23 protein-coding genes are annotated in these 26412 nt (G+C 70.3%); 2 read left to right on the plus strand and 21 right to left on the minus strand.

Annotated elements, in window-relative coordinates; all coding sequences use genetic code 11:
- Window positions 1-53 precede the first annotated feature (53 nt).
- The 6 genes from carB to pyrR form a co-directional block, all read right to left on the minus strand.
- Entirely contained in the window at window positions 54-3362 is a 3309-nt protein-coding gene (gene carB / locus ABZ880_RS09410; protein WP_361259457.1) for a carbamoyl-phosphate synthase large subunit, read from the minus strand.
- Complete coding sequence (gene carA, locus ABZ880_RS09415; RefSeq protein WP_361259460.1) at window positions 3355-4497, minus strand: glutamine-hydrolyzing carbamoyl-phosphate synthase small subunit; 1143 nt, start codon at window positions 4495-4497, stop codon at window positions 3355-3357. Before carA ends, carB begins: the two co-directional genes overlap by 8 nt.
- Window positions 4494-5072 (minus strand): hypothetical protein, encoded by a 579-nt coding sequence (locus ABZ880_RS09420; protein WP_361259463.1) that lies wholly within the window; start codon window positions 5070-5072, stop codon window positions 4494-4496. The genes carA and ABZ880_RS09420 overlap by 4 nt, the downstream gene beginning before the upstream one ends.
- Entirely contained in the window at window positions 5069-6355 is a 1287-nt protein-coding gene (locus ABZ880_RS09425; protein WP_361259466.1) for a dihydroorotase, read from the minus strand. The genes ABZ880_RS09420 and ABZ880_RS09425 overlap by 4 nt, the downstream gene beginning before the upstream one ends.
- 5 nt (window positions 6356-6360) lie before the next feature.
- The gene (locus tag ABZ880_RS09430) at window positions 6361-7338 is read right to left on the minus strand and encodes an aspartate carbamoyltransferase catalytic subunit (protein ID WP_361259469.1); all 978 of its coding nucleotides are present in this window, start codon (window positions 7336-7338) and stop codon (window positions 6361-6363) included.
- Window positions 7339-7422: 84 nt separating this feature from the next.
- On the minus strand, window positions 7423-8001 hold the full coding sequence (gene pyrR / locus ABZ880_RS09435) for a bifunctional pyr operon transcriptional regulator/uracil phosphoribosyltransferase PyrR (protein ID WP_361259472.1): 579 nt from the start codon (window positions 7999-8001) through the stop codon (window positions 7423-7425).
- 253 nt (window positions 8002-8254) lie between these two features.
- On the opposite strand from pyrR, the gene bldD reads away from it, so the two are divergent.
- On the plus strand, window positions 8255-8755 hold the full coding sequence (gene bldD, locus ABZ880_RS09440; RefSeq protein WP_030946861.1) for a transcriptional regulator BldD: 501 nt from the start codon (window positions 8255-8257) through the stop codon (window positions 8753-8755).
- 178 nt (window positions 8756-8933) lie between these two features.
- On the opposite strand, the gene nusB is transcribed toward bldD, so the two are convergent.
- From nusB to ABZ880_RS09505, 13 genes are all read right to left on the minus strand, one after another.
- On the minus strand, window positions 8934-9368 hold the full coding sequence (gene nusB / locus ABZ880_RS09445; protein ID WP_361259476.1) for a transcription antitermination factor NusB: 435 nt from the start codon (window positions 9366-9368) through the stop codon (window positions 8934-8936).
- 2 nt (window positions 9369-9370) lie between these two features.
- Window positions 9371-9937 carry an elongation factor P gene (efp, locus tag ABZ880_RS09450; RefSeq protein ID WP_289919136.1) on the minus strand — a complete coding sequence of 189 codons (567 nt, stop codon included), beginning with the start codon at window positions 9935-9937 and terminating at the stop codon, window positions 9371-9373.
- A 51-nt stretch (window positions 9938-9988) separates the two neighbouring features.
- The gene (locus ABZ880_RS09455) at window positions 9989-11095 is read right to left on the minus strand and encodes an aminopeptidase P family protein (RefSeq protein ID WP_361259481.1); all 1107 of its coding nucleotides are present in this window, start codon (window positions 11093-11095) and stop codon (window positions 9989-9991) included.
- Window positions 11096-11184: 89 nt separating this feature from the next.
- Window positions 11185-12039 carry a Pro-rich N-terminal domain-containing protein gene (locus ABZ880_RS09460; RefSeq protein WP_361259484.1) on the minus strand — a complete coding sequence of 285 codons (855 nt, stop codon included), beginning with the start codon at window positions 12037-12039 and terminating at the stop codon, window positions 11185-11187.
- A gap of 165 nt (window positions 12040-12204) precedes the next feature.
- A complete protein-coding gene (aroB, locus tag ABZ880_RS09465) occupies window positions 12205-13296 on the minus strand; it encodes a 3-dehydroquinate synthase (protein WP_361259487.1) in 1092 nt (363 codons plus the stop codon).
- A complete protein-coding gene (locus ABZ880_RS09470; RefSeq protein WP_361259937.1) occupies window positions 13293-13775 on the minus strand; it encodes a shikimate kinase in 483 nt (160 codons plus the stop codon). Before ABZ880_RS09470 ends, aroB begins: the two co-directional genes overlap by 4 nt.
- A gap of 29 nt (window positions 13776-13804) precedes the next feature.
- Window positions 13805-14989, minus strand: coding sequence for a chorismate synthase (gene aroC, locus ABZ880_RS09475; protein ID WP_361259490.1), 1185 nt, complete (start codon window positions 14987-14989; stop codon window positions 13805-13807).
- Window positions 14990-15170: 181 nt separating this feature from the next.
- Window positions 15171-15986 (minus strand): shikimate dehydrogenase, encoded by an 816-nt coding sequence (locus ABZ880_RS09480; RefSeq protein ID WP_361259492.1) that lies wholly within the window; start codon window positions 15984-15986, stop codon window positions 15171-15173.
- Window positions 15986-17659 (minus strand): endolytic transglycosylase MltG, encoded by a 1674-nt coding sequence (gene mltG / locus ABZ880_RS09485; RefSeq protein ID WP_361259494.1) that lies wholly within the window; start codon window positions 17657-17659, stop codon window positions 15986-15988. The genes ABZ880_RS09480 and mltG overlap by 1 nt, the downstream gene beginning before the upstream one ends.
- A 121-nt stretch (window positions 17660-17780) precedes the next feature.
- The gene (gene ruvX / locus ABZ880_RS09490; protein ID WP_361259939.1) at window positions 17781-18245 is read right to left on the minus strand and encodes a Holliday junction resolvase RuvX; all 465 of its coding nucleotides are present in this window, start codon (window positions 18243-18245) and stop codon (window positions 17781-17783) included.
- Between the two features lie 35 nt (window positions 18246-18280).
- Window positions 18281-20953 carry an alanine--tRNA ligase gene (gene alaS / locus ABZ880_RS09495; RefSeq protein ID WP_361259497.1) on the minus strand — a complete coding sequence of 891 codons (2673 nt, stop codon included), beginning with the start codon at window positions 20951-20953 and terminating at the stop codon, window positions 18281-18283.
- Window positions 20953-21312, minus strand: a complete 360-nt coding sequence (locus tag ABZ880_RS09500; RefSeq protein ID WP_361259500.1) for a hypothetical protein — start codon at window positions 21310-21312, stop codon at window positions 20953-20955. Before ABZ880_RS09500 ends, alaS begins: the two co-directional genes overlap by 1 nt.
- An 8-nt stretch (window positions 21313-21320) precedes the next feature.
- Complete coding sequence (locus ABZ880_RS09505; protein WP_361259503.1) at window positions 21321-21776, minus strand: DUF948 domain-containing protein; 456 nt, start codon at window positions 21774-21776, stop codon at window positions 21321-21323.
- 152 nt (window positions 21777-21928) lie between these two features.
- Here ABZ880_RS09505 and ABZ880_RS09510 point away from each other — a divergent pair, with 152 nt between their 5' ends.
- Entirely contained in the window at window positions 21929-24082 is a 2154-nt protein-coding gene (locus ABZ880_RS09510; RefSeq protein ID WP_361259506.1) for an AAA family ATPase, read from the plus strand.
- A gap of 24 nt (window positions 24083-24106) precedes the next feature.
- Here the strand turns inward: ABZ880_RS09510 and rpsD are convergent, their stop codons facing one another.
- Both rpsD and ABZ880_RS09520 read right to left on the minus strand, forming a co-directional pair.
- A complete protein-coding gene (gene rpsD, locus ABZ880_RS09515; RefSeq protein ID WP_361259509.1) occupies window positions 24107-24721 on the minus strand; it encodes a 30S ribosomal protein S4 in 615 nt (204 codons plus the stop codon).
- A 296-nt stretch (window positions 24722-25017) separates the two neighbouring features.
- On the minus strand, window positions 25018-26373 hold the full coding sequence (locus ABZ880_RS09520) for a replication-associated recombination protein A (RefSeq protein ID WP_361259512.1): 1356 nt from the start codon (window positions 26371-26373) through the stop codon (window positions 25018-25020).
- Window positions 26374-26412: the final 39 nt, after the last annotated feature.

The following is a 26412-nucleotide window of genomic DNA, read 5'->3' on the forward strand; positions in this document are numbered from 1 at the left end:
CAGGTGACCTCACGAAGAGGGGGACACCGTTTCCGGTGTCCCCCTCAGGGCTGCTAGTCGCGGGCCGCGGTCAGGTGTTCCGCGTGTTCCTGGAGCGAACGGACCCCCACGTCACCGTGGTTGAGGGCGTCGATGCCCTGGACGGCTGCGGCGAGCGCCTGGACCGTCGTCAGGCACGGGACCGACCGCGCCACGGCCGCCGTACGGATCTCGTAGCCGTCGAGGCGGCCGCCGGTGCCGTACGGGGTGTTGACGATGAGGTCGACCTCGCCGTCGTGGATGAGCTGGACGATGGTCTTCTCGCCGTTCGGACCGGTGCCCTCGGACTGCTTGCGCACGACGGTGGCGTTGATGCCGTTGCGCTTGAGGACCTCCGCGGTGCCGGAGGTGGCGAGCAGCTCGAAGCCGTGGGCGACCAGCTCGCGCGCCGGGAAGATCATCGAGCGCTTGTCCCGGTTGGCGACCGAGATGAACGCACGGCCCTTGGTGGGCAGCGGGCCGTAGGCGCCGGCCTGCGACTTGGCGTACGCCGTGCCGAAGACGGAGTCGATGCCCATGACCTCGCCGGTGGAGCGCATCTCCGGGCCGAGGACGGTGTCGACGCCGCGGCCGTGGATGTCGCGGAAGCGCGACCACGGCATGACGGCCTCCTTGACGGAGATCGGCGCGTCGAGCGGGAGCTCGCCACCGTCGCCGTTCGCCGGAAGCAGGCCCTCCGCGCGCAGTTCGGCGATGGTCGCGCCCAGGGAGATCCGGGCGGCGGCCTTGGCCAGCGGTACCGCGGTCGCCTTCGAGGTGAAGGGGACGGTGCGGGACGCACGCGGGTTGGCTTCGAGGACGTAGAGGATGTCGCCGGCCATCGCGAACTGGATGTTGATCAGGCCGCGGACGCCGACACCCTTGGCGATGGCCTCCGTCGAGGCCCGCAGGCGCTTGATGTCGAAGCCGCCCAGCGTGATCGGCGGCAGGGCGCACGCCGAGTCGCCGGAGTGGATGCCGGCCTCCTCGATGTGCTCCATGACGCCGCCGAGGTAGAGCTCCTCGCCGTCGTAGAGCGCGTCGACGTCGATCTCGATGGCGTCGTCGAGGAAGCGGTCGACCAGGACCGGCCGGGAGGGGCTGATCTCGGTCGACTCGGCGATGTAGGACGACAGCCGGGTCTCGTCGTAGACGATCTCCATGCCGCGTCCGCCGAGGACGTACGACGGCCGGACGAGGACCGGGTAGCCGATCTCGTCGGCGATGGCCTTGGCCTCGGCGAAGGTGGTGGCGGTGCCGTGCTTGGGGGCCGGGAGGCCGGCCTCGGCGAGCACGCGCCCGAAGGCGCCGCGGTCCTCGGCGGCGTGGATGGCCTCCGGTGAAGTGCCCACGATCGGGACGCCGTTGTCCTTGAGCGCCTGCGAGAGGCCCAGCGGGGTCTGGCCGCCCAGCTGGACGACGACACCCGCGACGGGGCCTGCCTGCTGCTCCGCGTGGACGATCTCCAGCACGTCCTCGAGGGTCAGCGGCTCGAAGTACAGGCGGTCGGAGGTGTCGTAGTCCGTGGAGACGGTCTCCGGGTTGCAGTTGACCATCACGGTCTCGTACCCGGCCTCGCTCAGCGCGAAGGACGCGTGCACGCACGAGTAGTCGAACTCGATGCCCTGGCCGATGCGGTTGGGGCCGGAGCCCAGGATGATGACCGCGGGCTTCTCGCGCTGCGCGACCTCGGTCTCCTCGTCGTAGGAGGAGTAGAAGTACGGCGTCTTCGCGGCGAACTCGGCGGCGCAGGTGTCGACCGTCTTGTACACCGGCCGGATGCCCAGCGCGTGCCGGACCTCGCGGACGACGTCCTCGCGCAGGCCGCGGATCTCGCCGATCTGCTGGTCGGAGAAGCCGTGGCGCTTGGCCTCGGCGATCAAGTCCTTGGTCAGCTCCGGGGCCTCGGCGAGCTCGTCGGCGATCTCCTTGATCAGGAAGAGCTGGTCGACGAACCAGGGGTCGATCTTCGTGTACTCGAAGACCTCCTCCTGGGAGGCGCCCGCGCGGATGGCCTGCATGACCGTGTTGATACGGCCGTCGGTCGGGCGCACGGCCTCTTCGAGGAGGAGAGCCTTGTCGCCGGGCTCGCCGACGAACGTGAACTGGCTGCCCTTCTTCTCCAGCGAGCGCAGCGCCTTCTGGAAGGCCTCGGTGAAGTTGCGGCCGATGGCCATGGCCTCGCCGACCGACTTCATGGTGGTGGTCAGCGTGGAGTCGGCCTGCGGGAACTTCTCGAAGGCGAAGCGCGGGGCCTTGACGACCACGTAGTCGAGCGTCGGCTCGAAGGAGGCCGGGGTCTCCTGGGTGATGTCGTTCGGGATCTCGTCGAGGGTGTAGCCGACGGCGAGCTTGGCGGCGATCTTGGCGATCGGGAAGCCGGTCGCCTTGGAGGCGAGGGCCGAGGAGCGCGACACGCGCGGGTTCATCTCGATGACGATCACGCGACCGTCCTCGGGGTTCACCGCGAACTGGATGTTGCAGCCGCCGGTGTCGACGCCGACCTCACGGATCACGGCGATGCCGATGTCGCGCAGGATCTGGTACTCGCGGTCGGTCAGTGTCATCGCGGGCGCGACGGTGATCGAGTCGCCGGTGTGCACGCCCATGGGGTCGAAGTTCTCGATGGAGCAGACGACCACGACGTTGTCGTGCTTGTCGCGCATCAGCTCCAGCTCGTACTCCTTCCAGCCGAGGATGGACTCCTCCAGGAGCACCTCGGTGGTCGGCGAGAGCGTGAGGCCCTGGCCCGCGATGCGGCGCAGCTCCTCCTCGTCGTGCGCGAAGCCGGAGCCGGCGCCACCCATGGTGAAGGAGGGGCGCACGACGACCGGGTAGCCGCCGAGCGTCTCGACGCCCGCGAGGACGTCCTCCATGGAGTGGCAGATGACCGAGCGGGCGGACTCTCCGTGCCCGATCTTCCGGCGGACGGCCTCGACGACCTCCTTGAAGAGGTCGCGGTCCTCGCCCTTGTTGATGGCCTCGACGTTGGCGCCGATCAGCTCGACGCCGTACTTCTCGAGGGTGCCCGCCTCGTGCAGCGAGATGGCCGTGTTGAGGGCCGTCTGGCCGCCCAGGGTGGGCAGGAGTGCGTCGGGGCGCTCCTTGGCGATGATCTTCTCGACGAACTCCGGGGTGATCGGCTCGACGTACGTGGCGTCGGCGATCTCCGGGTCGGTCATGATCGTCGCCGGGTTGGAGTTCACAAGGACGACCCTGAGGCCCTCGGCGCGCAGGATGCGGCACGCCTGGGTGCCGGAGTAGTCGAACTCGGCGGCCTGGCCGATGACGATCGGGCCGGAGCCGATGACCAGGACGGACTGGATATCGGTGCGCTTAGGCACGCTGGCCCTCCATCAGGGATACGAAGCGGTCGAACAGGTACGCGGCGTCGTGCGGGCCGGCTGCCGCTTCGGGGTGGTACTGGACGCTGAAGGCCGGGCGGTCGAGGAGCTGGAGGCCCTCCACCACGTTGTCGTTCAGGCAGACGTGGGAGACCTCGGCGCGGCCGTAGGGGGTGTCGGAGACCTTGTCGAGCGGGGCGTCGACGGCGAAGCCGTGGTTGTGCGCGGTGACCTCGACCTTGTTGGTCGTACGGTCCTGCACCGGCTGGTTGATGCCCCGGTGGCCGTACTTGAGCTTGTACGTGCCGAAGCCCAGGGCGCGGCCCAGGATCTGGTTGCCGAAGCAGATGCCGAAGAGCGGGGTGCCGCGCTCCAGGACCGACTGCATGACGGAGACCGGGTGGTCGGCGGTGGCCGGGTCGCCCGGGCCGTTGGAGAAGAACACGCCGTCCGGGTTCACGGCGTAGACGTCCTCGGCGGTCGCGGTGGCGGGCAGGACGTGCACCTCGATGCCGCGCTCGGCCATGCGGTGCGGGGTCATGCCCTTGATGCCGAGGTCGACGGCGGCGACGGTGAACTTCTTCTCGCCGATCGCCGGGACGACGTACGCCTCCTTGGTGGCGACCTCGGCGGAGAGGTCGGCGCCCTTCATCTCGGGGGCCTGGCGCACCTCGGCGAGCATGGTGCCCTCGTCGGGCAGCGCGTTGCCGGAGAAGATGCCGACGCGCATGGCGCCGCGCTCGCGCAGATGACGCGTCAACGCGCGCGTGTCGATGCCGGAGATGCCGACGACACCCTGGTGGCGCAGCTCCTCGTCCAGGGAGCGGCGGGAGCGCCAGTTGGACGGCACGCGCGCGGGGTCGCGCACGACGTAACCGGCCACCCAGATCTGCTTGGACTCCGGGTCCTCGTCGTTGACGCCGGTGTTGCCGACGTGCGGGGCGGTCATGACGACGACCTGGCGGTGGTACGACGGGTCGGTGAGGGTCTCCTGGTAGCCGGTCATCCCGGTGGAGAACACGGCCTCGCCGAAGGTCACCCCCACGGCCCCGTAGGCACGGCCGCGGAAGATCCGGCCGTCCTCCAGGACGAGTACCGCGGGAACCTTCGAGGCTCCCCTTGTGGAGGTCGTCATCGTGCGCCTTCCGTTTCCGTCTTGTTGATCATGGAGTTAATGGCGTCGACCCACTCGGTGTGCTCGGCCGCGCGGTCGGAGCGGAAGCCGGAGTCGATCAGCCGCTCGCCGTGCGCCCAGGTCACCACGAGCAGTCCGCCCTCGGTCAGGACCTTGCCGGCGATGCCCTTGTCGAGCCGGGCCTCGCGCAGCTGCGCCACCGGGACGAAGAAGTCGGTCGCACCGGGGCGTACAACGTCCAGTCCCGAGTCCGTCAGCGTGAGCTCGACCCGGCTGCGGGTGCCGAGGCCGTGCGCCACGATGCGGTCCAGCCACTGACCTGCGGTGGTGGAGCCGTGGTAGCGGCCGCTCATCGTCAGTCTCGCCTCGCCGGGCTCTTCCGGCGCGGTGGGCAGCTCCGGAAGGTCGCCCTGGAGCGTGCCGCGCCACTTCCAGCCCTCGCGCATCAGCCAGTAGACGAGCGCGACGAAGAGGGCCAGTCCGACGAGCCAGCCGGCGCGGGCGGCCCAGTCGGTGACCTCGGCCGACTTCTTCTCGGCGGCGAGTCCGGCTGCGAGCAGAGTTGCAGGTGTCACGTGAGCTTCCCGTCGACGAGCGTGGCCTTGCCCCGGAGCCACGTGTGCGTCACACGGCCCGGCAGCTCACGCCCCTCGTACGGGGTGTTCCGGCTGCGCGAGGCGAAGCCCGCGGGGTCCACGGACCCACGGTATTCCGTGTCGACGAGCGTGAGGTTGGCGGGCTCACCAGCCGAGACGGGACGCCCGTGCCCCTTCGCCTGCCCGATCTCGGCGGGCTTGAAGGACATGCGCTCGGCGACCCCGGCCCAGGTGAGGAGCCCGGTGTCCACCATGGTCTCCTGCACCACTGACAACGCGGTCTCCAGGCCCACCATCCCCATGGCGGCCGCGGCCCACTCGCAGTCCTTGTCCTCGTGCGGGTGCGGGGCGTGGTCGGTGGCGACGATGTCGATCGTGCCGTCGGCGAGCGCCTCGCGCAGGGCGAGCACATCGCGTTCGGTGCGCAGCGGCGGGTTGACCTTGTAGACCGGGTTGTACGACCGCACCAGCTCGTCGGTGAGGAGCAGGTGGTGCGGGGTGACCTCGGCGGTGACGTCGATGCCGCGGGACTTGGCCCAGCGGACGATCTCGACGGACCCGGCGGTCGACAGGTGGCAGATGTGCACCCGGGAGCCGACGTGCTCGGCGAGCAGGACATCCCGGGCGATGATCGATTCTTCGGCCACCGCCGGCCAGCCCCCGAGCCCCAGCTCGGCGGAGACGATGCCCTCGTTCATCTGGGCGCCCTCGGTCAGCCGCGGCTCCTGCGCGTGCTGGGCGACGACTCCGCCGAAGGCCTTCACGTACTCCAGGGCCCGCCGCATGATCACGGCGTCGTCGACGCACTTGCCGTCGTCGGAGAAGACGGTGACCCCGGCGGCCGACTCGTGCATGGCGCCGAGTTCGGCGAGCTTCTTGCCCTCCAGGTCGACGGTGACGGCGCCGATGGGCTGCACGTCGCAGTAGCCGTGCTCCTGGCCGAGCCGGTAGACCTGCTCGACGACGCCGGCGGTGTCGGCGACCGGGAAGGTGTTGGCCATGGCGAAGACGGCCGTGTAGCCGCCGCTCGCCGCCGCGCGCGTGCCGGTCAGCACGGTCTCGGAGTCCTCGCGGCCGGGCTCGCGCAGATGGGTGTGCAGGTCGACGAGGCCCGGGAGCAGCAGCTTGCCGCCGGCCTCGAGGACCTCGGCACCCTCGTCGGAGAGCCCCGTACCGACGGCCTCGATGACCGCACCGTCGATCAGCACGTCCTGCGGCTCGCCGCCGAGCACCTTCGCACCACGGATCAGGATCTTGCTCATGGGACTTACTTCTCCTCGGTACGGGTGTGGGTGACGGCGGGCTCGTTTCCACCGAGCAGCAGGTACAGGACAGCCATCCGGATGGAGACTCCGTTTGCGACCTGCTCGACGACGGTGCAGCGGTCGGAGTCGGCGACCTCGGCGGTGATCTCCATGCCGCGGACCATCGGACCGGGGTGCATCACGATCGCGTGCTCGGGCATCCGCGCCATGCGGTCGCCGTCGAGGCCGTAGCGCCGGGAGTACTCGCGCTCGGTCGGGAAGAACGCGGCGTTCATGCGCTCGCGCTGCACGCGCAGCATCATCACCGCGTCGGACTTGGGCAGCGTCGAGTCGAGGTCGTACGACACCTCGCAGGGCCAGTTCTCGACGCCGACCGGCACCAGGGTGGGCGGCGCGACCAGCGTGACCTCGGCGCCGAGGGTGTGCAGCAGGTCGACGTTGGAGCGCGCGACCCGGCTGTGCAGGACGTCACCGACGAGCGTGATGCGCTTGCCGGAAAGGTCCTGGCCGAGCCCGGCGTCCCGGCCGACCAGGCGGCGCCGCATGGTGAAGGCGTCCAACAGGGCCTGGGTGGGGTGCTGGTGGGTGCCGTCACCAGCGTTGATGACGGCGGCGTCGATCCACCCGGAGGTGGCGAGCCGGTAGGGGGCCCCGGAGGCGCCGTGCCGGATGACGACGGCGTCGACGCCCATGGCTTCGAGGGTCTGGGCGGTGTCCTTCAGGGACTCGCCCTTGGACACGCTCGATCCCTTGGCGGAGAAGTTGATGACGTCCGCGGAGAGGCGCTTCTCGGCGGCTTCGAAGGAGATACGCGTGCGCGTGGAGTCCTCGAAGAAGAGGTTGACGATCGTGCGGCCGCGCAGGGTCGGCAGTTTCTTGATCGGCCGGTCGGCGACCCGGGCCATCTCCTCGGCGGTGTCGAGGATCAGGACGGCGTCGTCGCGGGTGAGGTCGGCGGCCGAGATGAGATGACGCTGCATCTGTCAGGCTCCGTAAGGCAGTTCAGGGAGATTTCGGGCATACGGGCGCGCAGGGTGCACTCGGAGTCGTACGACTGAGTGCTGCTACTGCTCGCCCGGGGCGGCCGGCTTCGCACCGAGCAGCACGGTGTCCCGACCGTCCTCCTCGGCGAGCTGGACCTTGACCGTCTCCCGCAGCGACGTGGGGAGGTTCTTGCCGACGTAGTCGGCGCGGATGGGCAGTTCGCGGTGGCCGCGGTCGACGAGGACCGCGAGCTGGACCGCGCGCGGGCGCCCGATGTCGTTCAGGGCGTCCAGGGCGGCGCGGATGGTGCGGCCGGAGAAGAGCACGTCGTCGACGAGGACGACGAGCCGGCCGTCGATGCCGTCACCGGGGATCTCGGTTCGGGCCAGCGCACGCGGCGGGTGCATGCGCAGGTCGTCGCGGTACATGGTGATGTCGAGCGAACCGACCGGGATCTTCCGCTCGGTGATCTCCTCGAGCTTGGCGGCGAGCCGCTGGGCGAGGAAGACGCCTCGGGTGGGAATGCCGAGGAGCACCACATCGTCGGCGCCCTTGGCGCGCTCGACGATCTCGTGGGCGATGCGGGTCAACACCCGCGCGATGTCGGGGCCTTCGAGCACGGGCCGGGCATCGGACGCTTGAATGTCCTGCTTGTCCATACGAAACGGACCTCCTTCTCCGCCTCACGGGACGGACCTTAAAGGACGTCGGATTTGCGCCATCCACGGTAGCAGCCCGGGGAGACACCCCTGATCACCCCCCTGGCGTAATCGGCCACCGCTGCCACGGAAGAGTCGGTGTGGACCATTCGGCTTGACGCGCAAGAGTCACGCTGCGTAACCTCACAGTGAGTTACCAGACGCGCGGCGCGGGACCACTGCAGCCGCGTCGACACAGTGTCCGGGGAGCTATATGTCCAGCGAATACGCCAAACAGCTCGGGGCCAAGCTCCGGGCCATCCGCACCCAGCAGGGCCTTTCCCTCCACGGTGTCGAGGAGAAGAGCCAGGGACGCTGGAAGGCGGTCGTGGTCGGTTCGTACGAGCGCGGCGACCGTGCCGTGACCGTACAGCGCCTCGCCGAACTGGCGGATTTCTATGGGGTCCCGGTGCAGGAGCTCCTGCCGGGCACCACCCCGGGCGGCGCCGCCGAGCCGCCGCCGAAGCTGGTCCTGGACCTGGAGCGGCTGGCGACCGTGCCGGCCGAGAAGGCGGGCCCGCTGCAGCGCTATGCGGCGACGATCCAGTCGCAGCGCGGTGACTACAACGGCAAGGTGCTGTCGATCCGCCAGGACGACCTGCGCACACTCGCCGTCATCTACGACCAGTCCCCCTCGGTCCTCACCGAGCAGCTGATCAGCTGGGGCGTGCTGGACGCGGACGCGCGCCGCGCGGTCGCCCACGAAGAGGTCTGATCGCTCTCAGGGCTCTCAGCAGAAACGTGCCGCCGGGGTGGCCGGAACTTCACGGTTCCGGCCACCCCGGCGGCGTTCTGCGGCCTTCGGGAGCCTCCCGGGCACAGGAACGCCAGGGGGCCCGCAGCAGTCACGCTGCGGGCCCCCTGGCGATGCCGTACCTCTTGCGCTCGGCCTCTCAGGCCTCGTCCCGGCGCAGCGAGGGCTTCAGCTCCTTGAGCCGGCCCAGCAGGCCGTTGACGAACGCGGGCGACTCGTCCGTGGAGAACTCCTTCGCCAGCTGCACCATCTCGTCCAGCACGACGGCGTCCGGCACCTCGTCGACCCAGATCAGCTCATAGGCGCCGAGGCGCAGGATGTTGCGGTCCACGACCGGCATCCGGTCCAGCGTCCAACCGACCGAGTACTGCGCGATCAGCTCGTCGATGCGCTTCGCCTGCTTCGCGTAGCCCTCGACCAGCTGCATCGTGTACTCGCTCACCGGCGGCTGCCGGGTGTCGTCCCGGGAGAGCCGGATCCAGTCCGCGAGGACCGTCAGGACGTCGGCGCCGCGCTGGTCGCCCTCGAAGAGGATCTGGAAGGCACGCTTGCGGGCCGTGTTGCGGGCAGCCACGGTTAGCTGTTCACCCGGCCGAGGTAGTCGCTGGTGCGGGTGTCGACCTTGATCTTCTCACCGGTGGTGATGAAGAGCGGGACCTGGATCTGGTGGCCGGTCTCCAGAGTGGCGGGCTTGGTGCCGCCGGTGGAGCGGTCGCCCTGCAGGCCCGGCTCGGTCTCCTGGACGACGAGCTCGACGGCGGCCGGGAGCTCGACGAAGAGCACCTCGCCCTCGTGCTGCGCGACGGTCGCCGTGAAGCCCTCGATGAGGAAGTTGGCGGCGTCGGCGACCGTCTTGCGGTCGATCATCAGCTGGTCGTAGGTCTCCATGTCCATGAAGACGAAGTACTCGCCGTCCATGTACGAGAACTGCATGTCGCGCTTGTCGACAGTGGCCGTCTCGACCTTGACGCCGGCGTTGAAGGTCTTGTCGACGACCTTGCCGGAGAGCACGTTCTTGAGCTTGGTGCGCACGAAGGCCGGGCCCTTGCCGGGCTTGACGTGCTGGAACTCGACGACGGACCAGAGCTGGCCGCCTTCGAGCTTGAGCACAAGGCCGTTCTTGAGGTCGTTCGTGGAAGCCACGGTTGCGGAATCTCCTGGACTGACGTGGACGACCCCGGCGCACGCCACTGCCTAGAGGGCGAGCAGCTCCTTGGTCGTGATGGTGAGTAGCTCGGGTCCGCCGTCCGCCTCGGGGCGGACGACGAGCGTGTCATCGATCCGGACGCCGCCCCGGCCCGGGAGGTGGACCCCCGGTTCGACGGTGACCGGCACGCAAGCGTCCAGTTTACCCATGGCCGAAGGGGCCAGCTGCGGGTCCTCGTCGATTTCGAGCCCCACACCGTGGCCCATGAGTCCCGGGAGCCCCTCCCCGTACCCCGCGGAATCCAGCACCTGACGTGCGGCGCGGTCCACATCGCGGTAGGCCGCGCCGGGTGCGAGCGCCTCCCGTCCGGCACGCTGGGCGGCGAAGACGAGGTCGTACAGCTCGATCTGCCAGTCCGCGGGAGACGTGCCGATGACGAACGTACGGCCGATCTCGCAGCGGTAGCCGCGGTAGGTGGCGCCGAGACAGACGGAGAGGAAGTCGCCCTCCTCCACGCGCCGGTCGGTGGGCCGGTGGGCACGCCGGCCTGCGTTGGGGCCGGTGGCGACGGAGGTGGCGAAGGCGGGGCCGTCGGCGCCGTGGTCGACCAGGCGGCGTTCGAGTTCGAGGGCGAGGTGCCGTTCGGTGCGGCCGACGAGGATGGACTCCAGGAGTTCCCCGAGCGCCTGGTCGGCGATCTCGGCGCCGATGCGCAGACAGGAGATCTCCTCCTCGTCCTTGACGACCCTGAGCTGCTCGACAGCGCCGCCGAGGTCCGCGAGGCGGAGGCGGGGGGCGACCGAGCGGATGGCCCGGTGCCGGGCCACGGTGAGGTGGTGTTCCTCCACGGCGAGGGATTCGGCGCGCTGGCCTTCGGCGAGGTCCGCGGCGGCGACCGCGGGGTCGCCCGCGCTGCCGGACAGGGCCTGCACGCGCAGCGCCTCGTCCGGGCGGCCCTCGGCGGCTCGATCCTCCGGCGGGCCGGTGCACAACAGCAGGTCCTCGGTCTTGCCCAGCAGCAGGACGGAACCGTACGGGGTGGGGCCCGCGAGGTAGCGGACGTTGGCGGGGCAGGAGATCAGTGCGGCTTGGCTGCCGCCGGCATTGCAGCGTGCCCTCAGCCGGGCTCGGCGGGTCGCGTACACCTCTGACATGAGATGAGCGTAGGAGGGTTGGGCGATTTGTGCCGGTTCTAAGGGTGCCGATCGGGGGACGGGGGTGCGACTGCCTGCACTCCCCGCGGCTACCAGCTCGGCGGACTGGCTATCGACCGTGCCAGTACGTCGTCCAGGACCCTTGCCGTCTGGGGGACGTCCAGTTGGCTGTTGTCGATGATCGGCAGGCCCGAGCCGTACCAGCCCGCCATGCGGCCGTGGATTCGGGCCACCTCCTCGTCGGTGAGGCGGCGGTTGCCGGAGCGCTCCGCGTTGCGTTCCAGGACGATTTCCAGGCCGGGGAGGAGGACGACCGGGAGAAGGCCGGGGCCCACATGGCGCTTCCAGCCGCCGAGGCCGACGACCGGGCGGTCGGGGAAGACGGCGTCGTCGAGGATGCAGGAGATGCCGTTGGCCAGGAAGTTGCGCGCGGCGAACCCGCAGGTGCGGCGGGCCAGGCGGTACTGGGCCTCGGAGTTGTCGTTCCAGCCGGACTGGGGGTCGGCGAAGCCCGAGCGGACCCATTCGCGTACGTCGTCGAGGCTGATGTGGGCGGTGGGCACCCGGCGGTGGTCCGCCCAGTACTTGGCGACGCTCGTCTTACCGGCGCCCGCGGGACCGATCAGCAGGACCGCGAGGGTCGTGGCGGTCGGGTCGGGCGCGGCCGTGGCGGGCGGTGCGCTGGGCACGGCGACCGGGCCGCCGGGCGGCAGCGGAACATGGCCGGTGGTGTCCGGGACCGGTGGGGCCGGGGCGTGGTGCGGCGCGGGTGGGAGCGGGCCCGGGGGTGTGAAGCCCGGCGCCGGGGGCGGCGGGGGCACGGGGGCCGAACCCTGGTGCGGGCCCGGGTTGCCCGGGTGGTGCGCGGCCGGCGACCAGCCGGCGGCCGGTCCGTGCCCCGGCTGGTGGGGCGGCGGCAGCGGAGAACCCACTGCGTGCTGCATCCGGTGCCACTCCGTCTCGTACAGGCAATTGACGCTGGCAGCAGGGTGCGGACCCCGCTCCTTACCGAACGGTACCTTCCCCGGCCGCCGTTTGGTGAACGGCCGGGGACGGCCCGAAGTGCCCATGCCCGTAAGGCAAATCGGACGGGTGGCGCTCCGCCGGACTTACTCGCCCACTTCTCCGTACGCGGCGAGCAGGACCGCAGGGTCGGGGCCCTCCAGGACGGTCGGCTTGGCCAGGCCGTCGAGGACGATGAAGCGCAGCAGGTCGCCGCGGGACTTCTTGTCGACCTTCATGGTTTCCAGCAGCTTGGGCCACTGGTCGTAGCGGTAGTGCAGGGGAAGGCCGACGGATTCGAGGATCGTGCGGTGGCGGTCCGCGGTGGCGTCGTCCAACCTGCCTGCCAGACGGCCGAGTTCGGCGGCGAAGTGCATGCCGACGGCGACCGCGGCGCCGTGCCGCCACTTGTAGCGCTCGTTCTTCTCGATGGCATGGCCGAGCGTGTGGCCGTAGTTGAGGATCTCGCGCAGACCCGACTCCTTCAGGTCGGACGAGACGACCTCGGCCTTGACCCTGATCGAGCGCTCGATGAGCTCCGCGGTGTGCGGGCCCGCCGGGGTGCGCGCGACCTCGGGGTCGGACTCGATGAGCTCCAGGATCACCGGGTCGGCGATGAAGCCCGCCTTGATGATCTCGGCGAGCCCGGAGACGTAGTCGTTGACCGGCAGGGACTCCAGCGCGGCCAGGTCGCACAGCACGCCGGCGGGCGGGAAGAAGGCGCCCACCAGGTTCTTGCCCTCGGCGGTGTTGATGCCGGTCTTGCCGCCGACCGCCGCGTCCACCATGGCGAGGACGGTGGTGGGGATCGCGATCCAGCGCACGCCGCGCAGCCAGGTCGCGGCCACGAAACCGGCGAGGTCGGTGGTCGCGCCGCCGCCCACGCCGACGATGACGTCGGTGCGGGTGAAGCCGGACTGGCCGAGCGCCTTCCAGCAGTAGGCGGCGACCTCTGCGGTCTTGGCCTCCTCCGCGTTCGGCACCTGGATGGCGACGGCCTCGTAGCCCTGCCCGGCCAGATCGGCCCGCAGCGCCTCGCCGGTCTCGGCGAGCGCCTCGGGGTGCACGACGGCGACCCGCTTGGCCTTCTCCCCGATCAACCCACCGAGCTCGCCCAGGAGTTGACGGCCCACCAGAACCTCGTACGGGTCGCTGCCCGCGGTCCCGCCGACCTGGATCCGGGTGACTGTCTCGCTCATGCTTCCTTCAACTCCAGTGCGTCCAGGGCGACTTGGGTGACCTCTTCGGGCGTACGGCCGTCGGTCGCCACCACCACGGTGGCGACCTCCTCGTACAGCGAGCGGCGCGCCTCCATCAGCTCGCGCCACTGCTTGCGCGGATTGACCGCCAGCAGCGGGCGGGCCGCGTTCAGCCCGGTGCGCTTGACCGCCTCCTCGACGTCCATCGAGAGGTAGACGACCCGCTGTCCGGCCAGCAGCGCGCGCGTGTCCGCATCGAGGATGGAGCCGCCGCCCAGCGCGAGAACGCCGTCGTGCTCGGCCAGCGCCTTCCGCACGGCGGCCTTCTCGATCGCCCGGAAGATCGGCTCGCCCTCGTCGACGAAGATCTCCGCGATGCTCCGGCCCTGCTCGGCGACGATGTCGTCGTCCGTGTCGCGGTAGCCGACCCCGAGCCGCTCGGCCAGCAGCTGTCCGACGGTGGACTTGCCCACGCCCATCGGCCCGACCAGGACGACCTGCGGAGCGCTCACCGGATGGCCAGGTTCTCGAGGTAGGACTGCACGTTGCGGCGGGTCTCGGGCACCGAGTCGCCGCCGAACTTCTCCGCGACCGCGTCCGCCAGGACGAGCGCGACCATCGCCTCGGCGACGATGCCGGCCGCCGGCACCGCGGACACGTCCGAGCGCTGGTGGTGCGCCTGCGTGGCCTCGCCGGTGGTCACGTCAACGGTCTGCAGCGCGCGCGGCACGGTCGCGATCGGCTTCATCGCCGCCCGCACCCGCAGCAGCTCACCCGTGGTCAGCCCGCCCTCGGTGCCGCCGGAGCGGCCGGAGACGCGCCGGATCCCCTCGGGGGTGTTGACGATCTCGTCGTGCGCCTTGGAGCCCGGCACCCGCGCCAGCTCGAAGCCGTCGCCGAGCTCGACGCCCTTGATGGCCTGGATGCCCATGAGGGCACCCGCCAGGCGGGCGTCCAGCTTGCGGTCCCAGTGCACGTGCGAGCCCAGCCCGACCGGGACGCCGTAGGCCAGGATCTCGACCACACCGCCGAGGGTGTCGCCGTCCTTGTGGGCCTGGTCGACCTCGGCCACCATCGCCTTCGACGCGTCCGCGTCCAGGCAGCGCAGCGGGTCGGCGTCCAGCTTCTCGACGTCGGCCGGCGTGGGGTACACACCCTGCGGGGCCTTGACGGAGCACAGCTCGACGACGTGGCTGACGATCTCGATGCCGGCCGTCTCCTTCAGATACGACCGGGCCACCGCACCCAGCGCCACCCGGGCCGCTGTCTCCCGCGCGGACGCCCGCTCCAGGATCGGCCGGGCCTCGTCGAAGCCGTACTTCTGCATCCCCGCCAGATCGGCGTGGCCGGGGCGCGGCCGGGTCAGCGGCGCGTTGCGGGCCAGGCCCGCCAGGATCTCCGGATCAATGGGGTCGGCCGCCATGACCTGCTCCCACTTGGGCCACTCGGTGTTGCCCACCATGATCGCGACCGGGGAACCGAGGGTCAGGCCGTGCCGGACACCGCCGAGGAAGGTGACCTCGTCGCGCTCGAACTTCATCCGCGCACCGCGTCCATAACCGAGCCGGCGCCGGGCCAGGTGATCCGCCACCATCTCCGTGGTGATCGGCACACCGGCGGGAAGGCCCTCCAGCGTCGCCACGAGTGCGGGACCGTGGGACTCCCCCGCGGTCAGCCAGCGCAACCTGCTCAACGGTGCTCCTCAGTGCTCGCGCCCTGGTACTGCCTGCGTACGCACGTCCTCGCGTACGGCGACGGCGCGACCAGGTGCGCGGCCCCGGCCCGCCACCTCCGATCCTCCCACGTCCGCGAGGCGACTCCGATCGGAGTCCGACAAACGGACAGGGCGAAGGGCGCCGGGAGAGCCTGCCGGGTCAGCGGCGCTCGGCCACCTCGCGCATCGCGGCCAGTGGGGAGCGCGGGTCGCCGGTGAACTGGTGGAACTGGAAGACGGCCTGGTGCACCAGCAGGTCGAGGCCGCTGAGCACGGGCCCGCCGCGCTCCTGCCAGGCCGCGGCGAGGCGTGTGGGCCAGGGTTCGTAGAGCACGTCGAAGAGGGTGCCGACCTGGGCGGGGAGCTGTCCGGCCAGGGCGTCGGTGCCGCCGGCGGGCGTCGTGGAGATCACCAGGGGTGCCTCGAAGGCCCGTGCCGCGTCGGCCCAGTCCGCCGGGCGGACCTGGACGCCGAGCCGCTCGCCCCACTGCCGCATCTCGGCCGCCCGCTGCTCGCTGCGCACGTAGACGGTGACCTCGCCGGTGCAGATCCGGGCGAGCGCGGCGAGGGCGGACGAGGCGGTGGCGCCGGCGCCCAGGATCGCCGCCGACTCGGTCTTCTCGACGCCGCGCTCGTGCAGTGCGGCCACCAGGCCGGGGATGTCGGTGTTGTCGCCGACCTTCCGCCCGTCCGGCCGGAAGACGACGGTGTTGACGGCCTCCACCGAGGCCGCGGTGTCGGTGATCTCGTCGAGGAGCGGGATCACCGCCCGCTTGAGCGGCATGGTCAGCGACAGCCCCGCCCACTCCGGTCCGAGCTGCGCGAAGAACCCGGGCAGCGCCGACTCGTCGATCTCGAACCTGTCGTACGACCATCCGTCCAGGCCGAGCGCCCGGTAGCCCGCGGTGTGCAGCTGCGGCGACAGCGAGTGGGCGATGGGCGAGCCGAGCACGGCCGCCCTGCGGGTTGTCGTCATCAGTCCTTGTTCCTCGACGCGTTGAACTCGTCGACCAGCTTGTTGTGCTCGGCGAGCGTCTTCGTGAACTTGCTGGTCTTGCCGTCCAGCGAGATGAAGTAGTACCAGCCGTCGTGCGTGGGGTTGAGCGCGCCCTTGAGCGCCTCCTCGCCCGGGTTGTCGATGGGGCCGGGAGGCAGGCCCTTGATGTAGTACGTGTTGTACGGGTTGTTGTACTTCCTGAGCTCGGCGATGCTCAGGTCGATCTTGCTCTGGTTCTTCACGTAGTTGTACGTGGAGTCGAACTCGAGCGAGCCGTAGGTCTCGGGGTTGCCGGGCTTGAGGCGGTTGTAGACGACCTCGGCCATCTTGCGGAAGTCGTCGTGGCTCGTGCCCTCGGCCTGCACCAGGCTCGCCACGGTGAGCAGTTGCCAGGGGTCGTCGAGTCCGAGGCTCTTCGCCTTCTTCTCGAGGCCGAGCTCCGTGTACTTCCCCTTGGCGCGGGAGACCATGTCCCTCAGGACGGCCTCGGGCTTCTGCCCCTTGGTGGCCGCATAGCTGGAGGGGTAGAGGAATCCTTCCAGCGGGTCCTTCACATTGGCGTGGTTCAGCGCCCAGGAAGGCAGGCCGAGCTTCTTGTAGTCGTTCTTCGCGACCTTCGCCGTGGTGCCGGCGGCGACGCCCAGACGCGCGTCGATCAGCTGGTAGACCCTCGAGTTGCGGGTGCCCTCGGCGATGATCAGGTTGCTGCGGCTCTTCGGGCTGAGCATCAGCTCGACGACGCTCGCCGCCGACATCTGCTTCTGCAGTGTGTAGACGCCGTCCTGGATGCTCTTGCCCTTGGGGTTCGCCTGCTGCGCCGAGACGAATGCGTCGACGCTCTCGACGACACCCGCTTCCTTCAGCTTCTGGCCGATCACATAGCCGCCGGCGCCCTTGGGGATGATGACCGTGACCTGGTCGCCGTTGCCGTCACCGGCATAGTCGGGGGCCGGGCCGAAACGGTCCTGGTAGAACTGCCAGCCGAAGTAGCCGACGCCGCCGAGGGCTCCGGCGAAGACCATCACGATGACGAGGCAGGCGCATCCGTTGCGGCGCTTCTTCGGCTTCTTGCCGCCGCGCCCCTTGCGGTCGGCCCGCGGGTCGTCGTCCTCGTCCTCGTCATCGGCCCCGCCTGCGAAGAAGGCGTGTTCGCCCTGGTCAGGACCAGGGTCCCAGTCGGTCTGCGACTCGGGCTCGGCCTGCCTGCGGGCGGGCGGCTCGGGCGGCGGGTAGGCGTCGGGCGCGCTGTAGTAGTCGTTCTGCCCCCCGCCGTACCCCGCGGACTGCTGTCCGTACGGGTCCGACGGGTCGGTGTACTGCACGTGCCCGTGCGTGCCCGTGCCCCAGCCGCCGTTGTCGTACGGCTGCTGTCCCTGACCTGCGTAGTTCTGCTGTCCCTGGTTCCCGTACTGCTGTCCGTACTGCTGGTCGTACTGGGGGTAGTGCTGCTGCGCCTGGCCGTATGCGGATTGCCCGCCGTCGCCCCAGCTGCCGTAGTGCTGCTGCGGCTGCTCCGGATAGTGCTGTGGCTGGCCGCCGTAGGGGGACTGCTGGCCCGCGTGGGCCTGCTGTCCACCCCATCCGTCGTCCCCGTACAACGGGTCCTCCGGATGCCACGGTTCGGAGCCTTGGCCCCGGCCATACTCAGTCATCGATCCCCTAGAGCCGCGAGGCGGCGGATACGCGGCTTATGGCCGGTTTCCGTTCCGCCTCTTGCTATGCACCGGCTGTTCGAACAGCGGCACAGTCGCGCGGAACGTTACCGTATCGCGATCAGATGACCACTTCGACGCCCTCGCCGGGTGCTTTACCTGACACCCGTTCGGATTCCAAGGCCTGCTGCAGGATGATCACAGCGGCTGCCTGGTCGATGACCGAGCGGCCCTTCTTGGACTTCACGCCCGAGGCGCGCAGTCCCTGACTGGCCGTCACCGTCGTCATCCGCTCGTCCACGAGCCGGACCGGAACGGGTGCGATGCCCTGCGCGAGCTGCTGTGCGAAGCCGCGAACCTTTACCGCGGCCGGGCCCTCGCCCCCCTTGAGGGAGCGCGGGAGGCCGACGACGACCTCGATCGGCTCGTACTCCTCGACCAGTTGCTTCAACCGGCGCTGAGCTGCCGGGATGTCACGCCCGGGGACCGTCTCCACCGGGGTGGCGAGGATCCCGTCGGGGTCGCACGAGGCGACCCCGATGCGGGCGTCCCCGACGTCGATCGCGAGGCGACGGCCCCGGCGCATCACCGGGCCGTCCTCGCTCGACCGTTCGTCGGTGCTCACTTGGCCGTTTCCGCCACGAGCCGCTCGACGGCGTCGACGGCGTCGCCGATCGCGGCCGGGTTCTGGCCGCCGCCCTGGGCGACGTCCGGCTTGCCGCCACCGCCGCCGCCGAGGGTCTTGGCGGCCGTGCGGACCAGGTCGCCGGCCTTGAGGCCGCGCTCGCGGGCGGCGTCGTTGGTGGCGATGACCGTCAGCGGCTTGCCGTTGTTGACCGTGAAGAGGGCCACTACGACGGCCCGTCCGCCCTGGATGCGGCCGCGCACGTCGAGGACCAGCTTGCGCAGGTCGTCGGGGGTGGTGCCGTCCGGGACCTGACCGGTGACGACCGCGATGCCGCGGACGTCCTTGGCGGACTCGGCGAGACCGGCGGCGGCCTGCAGCACCTTCTCGGCGCGGAACTTCTCGATCTCCTTCTCGGCGTCCTTCAGCTTGCCGAGCATGGCGGAGACCTTCTCCGGGAGCTCCTCCGGACGGCCCTTGATCAGCTCCTGGAGCTGGGCGACGACCGTGTGTTCACGGGCGAGGAAGTTGTAGGCGTCCACACCGACGAGGGCTTCGATACGGCGGACACCCGAGCCGATCGAGGACTCGCCGAGCAGCTTCACCAGGCCGAGCTGGGCGGTGTTGTGCACGTGCGTGCCGCCGCACAGCTCCTTGGAGAAGTCGCCGATGGTCACGACGCGGACCCGCTCGCCGTACTTCTCGCCGAACTCGGCGATGGCGCCCTGCTTCTTGGCCTCGTCGATGCCCATGATGTCGGCGCGGACGTCGAGGTCGCGGGCGAGGACTTCGTTGATCTTCTGCTCGACGTCGGTCATCACGGTCGTGGGAACGGCGGACGGGGAGCCGAAGTCGAAGCGGAAGCGGCCGGGCTGGTTCTCGGAACCGGCCTGGGCGGCCGTCGGGCCGAGCGCGTCGCGCAGCGCCTGGTGGGTGAGGTGGGTGGCCGAGTGGGCACGGGCGATGGCCGTACGGCGGCGGGCGTCGATGGAGGCGTGGGCCTTGGCACCGACCGTGACCTCGCCGACCTGGACGACGCCCTTGTGGACGTAGACGCCCGGGACCGGCTTCTGGCAGTCGCGGACCTCGATGACGGCACCCGAGTCGACCTTGATCTTGCCGGTGTCGCCGATCTGGCCGCCGCCCTCGGCGTAGAACGGGGTGCGGTCAAGGACGATCTCGACCTCGTCGCCCTCGGTCGCGGCCGGGGAGGAGGCGCCGTCGACGAGGATGCCGACGATCGTGGACTCGCCCTCGGTGTCCGAGTAGCCGATGAAGTCGGTCTCGCCGACCTTGTCGGCGATCTCACGGTAGGCACCGGCGCCGGCGTGGCCGGTCTTCTTGGCCTGGGCGTCGGCCTTGGCGCGCTCCCGCTGCTCCTTCATCAGGCGGCGGAAGCCGTCCTCGTCGACCGAGAGGCCCTGCTCGGCGGCCATCTCGAGGGTGAGGTCGATCGGGAAGCCCCAGGTGTCGTGGAGCAGGAACGCCTTGTCACCGGCGAGGACCGTGCCACCGGACTGCTTGGTCTCGGTGACGGCGGTGTCGAGGATGTTGGTGCCGGCCTTCAGCGTCTTGAGGAAGGCGTTCTCCTCGGCGACGGCGACCTTCTCGATGCGCTCGCGGTCGGTGACCAGCTCGGGGTACTGCTGGCCCATCATGCCGATCACGGTGTCGATCAGGTCGAGGACGACCGGGCCGGTGGCACCGAGCAGGCGCATGTTGCGGATGGCGCGGCGCATGATGCGGCGCAGGACGTAGCCGCGGCCCTCGTTGCCCGGGGTCACGCCGTCGCCGATGAGCATGACGGACGTACGCATGTGGTCGGTGACCACGCGCAGGGAGACGTCCGAGCCGTGGGCGTCGCCGTAGGCCACGCCGGTCAGCTCGGTGGCCTTGTTGATGACGGCCATGGAGGTGTCGATCTCGTACATGTTCTGCACGCCCTGCAGAATCATGGCGAGGCGCTCCAGGCCGAGGCCCGTGTCGATGTTCTTGCTGGGGAGCTCGCCGAGGATCTCGAAGTTGTCCTTGCCGATGCCCTCGCCGCGCTCGTACTGCATGAAGACGAGGTTCCAGATCTCCACGTACCGCTCGTCGTTGACGGCGGGGCCGCCCTCGACGCCGAACTCGGGGCCGCGGTCGTAGTTGATCTCGGAACAGGGGCCGCAGGGGCCGGGGACACCCATGGACCAGTAGTTGTCCTTCATGCCGAGGCGCTGGATGCGCTCCTTCGGCACACCGACGACCTCGTGCCAGATGCGCTCGGCCTCGTCGTCGTCCTTGTAGACGGTGATCCACAGACGATCGGGCTCGAGGCCGTAACCGCCCTTGTCCTGGGGGCTGGTGAGCAGCTCCCAGGCGTACTTGATGGCGCCTTCCTTGAAGTAGTCGCCGAAGGAGAAGTTGCCGCACATCTGGAAGAACGTGCCGTGCCGGGTGGTCTTGCCGACCTCTTCGATGTCCGGCGTACGCACGCACTTCTGCACGCTGGTGGCGCGGTCGAAGGGCGGCTTGACCTCACCCAGGAAGTAGGGCTTGAAGGGCACCATGCCGGCGGGGACCAGGAGCAGAGTCGGGTCGTCCGCGATGAGCGACGCCGAAGGGACGACGGTGTGCCCGCGCTCCTCGAAGAAGCTCAGCCAGCGGCGGCGAATCTCGGCCGACTCCATCAGTGGTCCTCATTCCGGTTGTACGAGTACGTCTGGTACGTCGAGCCCTCGACGTACTTCGGGCTGTTGCGGTTCTCGATGGCGGCGTACCGCCGGGGTGCGGGGAGTTCGGGGTCGACGGAGGCGTTCAGCCCGAGCGCGTCGCCGAGTTCCTCCTCCCGCTGCGCCATGTTGTCGCGGACGTCGAGCGCGAAGCCGACCGCGCGGTCCTTGAGCCGGTGACCTGCCTCGATCGCCTTGTTGGCCGCGGACGCGGCGAGGTTCTCGGGGGTCAGCTGCTTCAGCTTGCGATTGACCTTGGTGGTGGCCCACACACCGGCGGCCACGCCTGTGGTGAACCAGAAAGTACGGCGGAACATCGGTTCGCTCAGTCCTTCTTTCCGCGGTACTTGCGCTTCTCCCGCCGCGCCGCGGGGACCGTCCGGCCCACGATCACGGTACGCCGGGACTCCTTGGCGGGCACGTCGTCCCGGCGGGCGCCGAGGGCCCGGCGGACGCCGTAGCCGAAAGCCGCGACCTTGACCAGGGGGCCGCCGAAGGTGGAGGCGACGGTGGTCGACAGCGCCGAGGCGTTCGACGTGACCTCCTGGACGTCGGTCGCGATCGCGTCGACCCGGTCGATCTGGGTCTGCGCGGAGCGCACCGCCGCGGAGGCGTCGGCCAGCAGCGGGACGGCCTGGTCGGTCACGTCCGCCACCAGCTTGGTGGTCGCCCTGAGCGTCTGGGCCACCCTCGCCAGCGCGACGGCGAGGAAGGAGACCAGGATCGCCCAGAAGACGGCCACCAGGATCCCGGCCACCTCTCCACCGGACACCGTGTGCACCCGCTCCCTGAAACGTGCCTGAACATCGAAAAGTAGTGGACCGAGCCTATCGCGCCGGGGACGGGGCTCCGCACCGGATTACCCTCCGCGCGCTGCCGAGTTGCGCGAAGCGATTGTACGGAACGAACACGCCTCAGTACGCTCCGTATTCCATGCGGGATCATCAGTGCAGCGCCGGCTCCGTGGACGGCAATCTGCCCCTGGAACCCAACTCCTTCGTCGGACGTACGGCCGAACTCGCCGGGCTGACGCGGGCGCTCGACGCCGCTCGGCTGGTGACGGTGACCGGTGCGGGCGGGGTCGGCAAGTCACGGCTCGCGGCGCGGGCGGCCGCGCGGTGCGCGCCGCGTGACGGGGTGTGGCGGGTGGAGCTGGCGCCGGTGCGCGATCCGGAGTTCGTCGACCACGCCCTCGTAGCAGCCCTCGGGCTGACGGACCACACGACGCGGCTGCCGCGCGAGACGCTGCTCGCGCATCTCGCCGAGCGTCAACTGCTGCTGGTTCTGGACGGGTTCGAGCATCTGGTGGATGCGTGTGCCGGGCTGGTGGGCGAGTTGCTGCGGCGGGTGCCCGGGCTCAGGGTGCTCGCCGCGGGGCGCAGGCCGCTGGCCGTGGCGGGCGAGCGGGTGTTCCCGCTGGCGCCGCTGGGCGAGGACGAGGCGGTGGCGCTGTTCGCCGACCGGGCGCAGCGGCACGGGGTGGCGGCCGGCGAGGACCCCGCCGTACGGGAGGTGTGCCGGCGTCTGGACGGGATCCCGCTCGCGGTCGAACTGGCCGCGGGGCGGCTGCGGGCCCTGTCCCCCGGGCAGTTGCTGGAGCGGCTGGACGACCGGTTCCGGCTGCTGACCGGCGGCGGGCGCGACGCGCCGCCCCGGCATCGGACGCTGCGCACGGCGATCGGCTGGAGTCATGAACTGTGCACGCCCCAGGAGCGGTTGCTGTGGTCGCGGCTGTCGGTGTTCGCCGGGCGGTTCGACCTGGAGGCCGTCGAGTACGTGTGCAGTGGGCACGGTCTGGCCGCCGACGACGTCCTCGACGTGCTCACCGAACTGCTCGCACAGTCGGTGGTCGCGCGTGAGGAGACACCCACGGGTGTGCGCTACCGGATGCTCGACACGGTCCGGGCGTACGGCGCCGACTGGCTGGAGGCGACGGGTGACGCGCTCCGGCTGCGACGGCGGCACCGCGACTGGTACCTGGGCCTGGCGACCTGGTGCGAGCTGGACTGGTTCTCGCCGCGCCAGGCCGAGGTGGCCGCGCGCGTGGAGGCGGAGCTGCCGAATCTGCGCTGTGCGCTGGAGCACTGTCTGAGCGAGCCGGACGAGGCGCATCTGGGCCAGTACCTGGCGGGCTCGCTGTGGTTCTACTGGGCGGGCTGCGGACGCCTGTCGGAGGGGCGGCACTGGCTGGAGCAGGTCGTACAGCAGGACTCGGGGCACGAGCAGTCCCGGCTGAAGGCGCTGTGGGTGCTCGGCTATGTGGCGATCCTGCAGGGCGACACGGTGCCCGCGCTGGCGGCGCTGCAGGAGTGCCGGGAGGAGGCGGAGCGCGCCGCTGACCCGACGGCCGTCGCGTATGCGGAGCACCGCAGCGGGTGTCTGGCCCTGGTCAGCGACGACATGGCGCGTGCGGAGACACTGCTGCGCTCGGCGCTGCACCGCTACCAGGAGATCGGCGAGCTCAACAGCAATGTGCTGATGGCACAGGTCGAGCTGGCCATGACCCGCGCCTTCCAGGGCGATCTGCCGGGCGCGGTGCGGCTGTGCGAGGACGTGCGCCAGGTGTGCGAGGACCACGGCGAACGCTGGACCCGTGCCTATGCGCTGTTCGTCCTGGCGTACGCGGCCTGGGCCGAGGGCGATCCGGCACGGGCCCGTGCCCTGCTGACCGACTGCCTGGCCGGCGCCCACGCCTTCCACGACCTGCTCGGCTCGGTGCTGTCGGTCGAGCTGCTGGCCCTGGTCACGGCGGTGCAGGGCGATGCGGCGGAGGCCGCGGTGCTGCAGGGCGCAGCGGGCCGGATGTGGCCCTCGGTGGGCCTGCCGCTGTTCGGCTCGGCGTACTACAACGCCCCGCACGAGCTGTGCGAGGCCATGGCCCGGGAGCGGCTGGGCGACGAGCGGTACGAGGAGTGCGTACGGGAAGGGGCGCGGCTGGTGCGGGAGGCGGCGGTGTCGCGGGCGCTGGAGCGGCCGCTGGACGCCGTGCCGTCGCCGCGGGGGCCGGTGCGGCACACGACGGCGCGGGTGGAGATGCACGAACCCGCCGCCTCCCGCACCCGGAAGGGCGGGGAGACGGCGGGCTGAGGTGGTGCTACCGCCTGCTGAAGATCAGCGGGCGTAGTACTCGACGACGAGCTGCTCGTCGCAGATGACCGGAACTTCCTTGCGGTTCGGCTCACGGTCCAGGCGGAACGCCAGGGCCTTGAGGTTCACCTGCAGGTAGCGCGGGGTCTCGCCCTCGGGGGCGAAGCCGCCCTCACGGGCGATCGAGAAGAGGGTCTTCTCGCGGCTGCGCTCGCGGACCATCACGACGTCGTCGGGACGGACACGGAACGACGGCTTGTCGACCTTCTGGCCGTTGACCTCGATGTGGCCGTGAACGACCATCTGACGGGCCTGGTAGATGGTGCGGGCGATGCCCGAACGCAGGACCAGGGCGTCGAGACGGCGCTCGAGCTCCACGATCAGGGCCTCACCGGTCTTGCCCTGCACCTTGGAGGCACGCTCGTAGGCGCGGACCAGCTGGCGCTCGGAGATGTCGTACTGCGCGCGCAGACGCTGCTTCTCCAGCAGACGGACCTTGTAGTCCGAGTTCTGCTTGCGGCCACGGCCGTGCTCACCCGGCGGGTAGGGGCGGGCCTCGAAGTACTTGACGGCCTTCGGGGTCAGCGCGATGCCGAGGGCACGCGACTTCTTGACCTTGGGGCGGGACTGATTCGCCACTGTCTCTGTCTCATTTCTTGGTTTTCGGCTTGTCAGGGTTGAGGGAGGTCGCATCCGCAGCCGGGGAAACCCTCCTCGTCCGAGTGGACGGGGTGGGCAGCCGCTCCCCTGGTCTGGGCACATACGTGCAGCACGCGAGTGGCCCACCGACCGTTCCCGTCGTACGACGAGTGGTGGTGGGCTGCCCGCGACACCGTTCGACGGTGCGCGACGCTCCTGGAACCCGCTGGGGTTCCGGCTGGATGTCCTGCTCTGACTGCGCGGGACTCAGCACTTCGGCGAAGTCTACAGGGTGCTCAGGACCGCTTACGACCGAGGTGCTTCCTGGTCCACTCCACCGCGTCCGCGTACCGCGCCTCCGCCCCGTGCCGGGTGGGTGCGTAGTACTCGCGGTCCTTGAGGGCGTCCGGTGCGTACTGCTGCTCGGCGATGCCCTCGGCCAGGTCGTGCGGATACACGTACCCCTGCGCGTGCCCGAGCTTGGCGGCGCCCTTGTAGTGGCCGTCGCGCAGGTGCGGAGGCACCTGTCCGGCCAGTCCCTTGCGTACGTCCTCCAGGGCCGCGCCGATCGCCATGGTCGCGGAGTTGGACTTCGGGGCCAGGGCGAGGGCGATGGTGGCGTGGCTGAGGGTGAGGGCGGCCTCGGGGAAGCCGATCATGGCGACGGCCTGGGCGGCGGCGACCGCTATGGGCAGGGCGCCCGGGTCGGCCAGGCCGATGTCCTCGCTCGCGGAGATCATCAGGCGGCGGGCGATGAAGCGGGGGTCCTCGCCGGCCTCGATCATGCGGGCCAGGTAGTGCAGGGCGGCGTCGACGTCGGAGCCGCGGATCGACTTGATGAGGGCGCTGGCGACGTCGTAGTGCTGGTCGCCGTCGCGGTCGTACTTCACCGCCGCCCGGTCGACGACCTCCTCCAGGGTCGTCAGGGAGACCTCCGTCTCGCCCTTGTCGAGGGCCGCTCCGGCCGCGGCCTCCAGGGCGGTCAGCGCGCGGCGGGCGTCTCCGCCGGCGATGCGCAGAAGGTGGTCCTCGGTGTCCTCGGGGAGGGTGACGGCGTCCTTGAGGCCGCGCTCGTCGCTCAGCGCCCGCTTCAACAGGCCCCGGACGTCGTCGTCGGTGAGGGGCTCGAGGGTCAGCAGCAAGGACCGCGACAGGAGCGGGGAGATCACCGAGAAGTACGGGTTCTCCGTCGTCGCCGCGATCAGCGTCACCCAGCGGTTCTCGACCGCCGGGAGCAGGGAGTCCTGCTGGGCCTTGCTGAAGCGGTGGATCTCGTCGAGGAAGAGGACGGTCTCCTTGCCGTACCCGCCCGTGGCGCGGCGGGCGCCGTCGATGACCGCGCGGACCTCCTTGACGCCCGCGGTGATCGCCGACAACTCGACGAAGCGCTTGTTGGTGGCCTTGGAGACGACGTACGCCAAGGTCGTCTTGCCGGTGCCGGGCGGGCCCCAGAGGATCACCGAGGACGGTCCGGCGGGGCCTCCCGCACCCTCGCCGACCAGGCGGCGCAGGGGCGAGCCGGGCTTCAGCAGATGCTGCTGGCCCACGACCTCGTCGAGGGTGCGCGGGCGCATCCGCACCGCCAGGGGACTGCCGGTCGGGTCCTTCTCCTGGCGTTCTTCTGCGGCTGCGGTGAACAGGTCGGGCTCCACGCTGAAACCCTAAATCACCGCACTGACAATCCGTTCGGG

Source organism: Streptomyces sp. NPDC047043 (genome assembly GCF_040644055.1).
GTDB lineage: Bacteria > Actinomycetota > Actinomycetes > Streptomycetales > Streptomycetaceae > Streptomyces.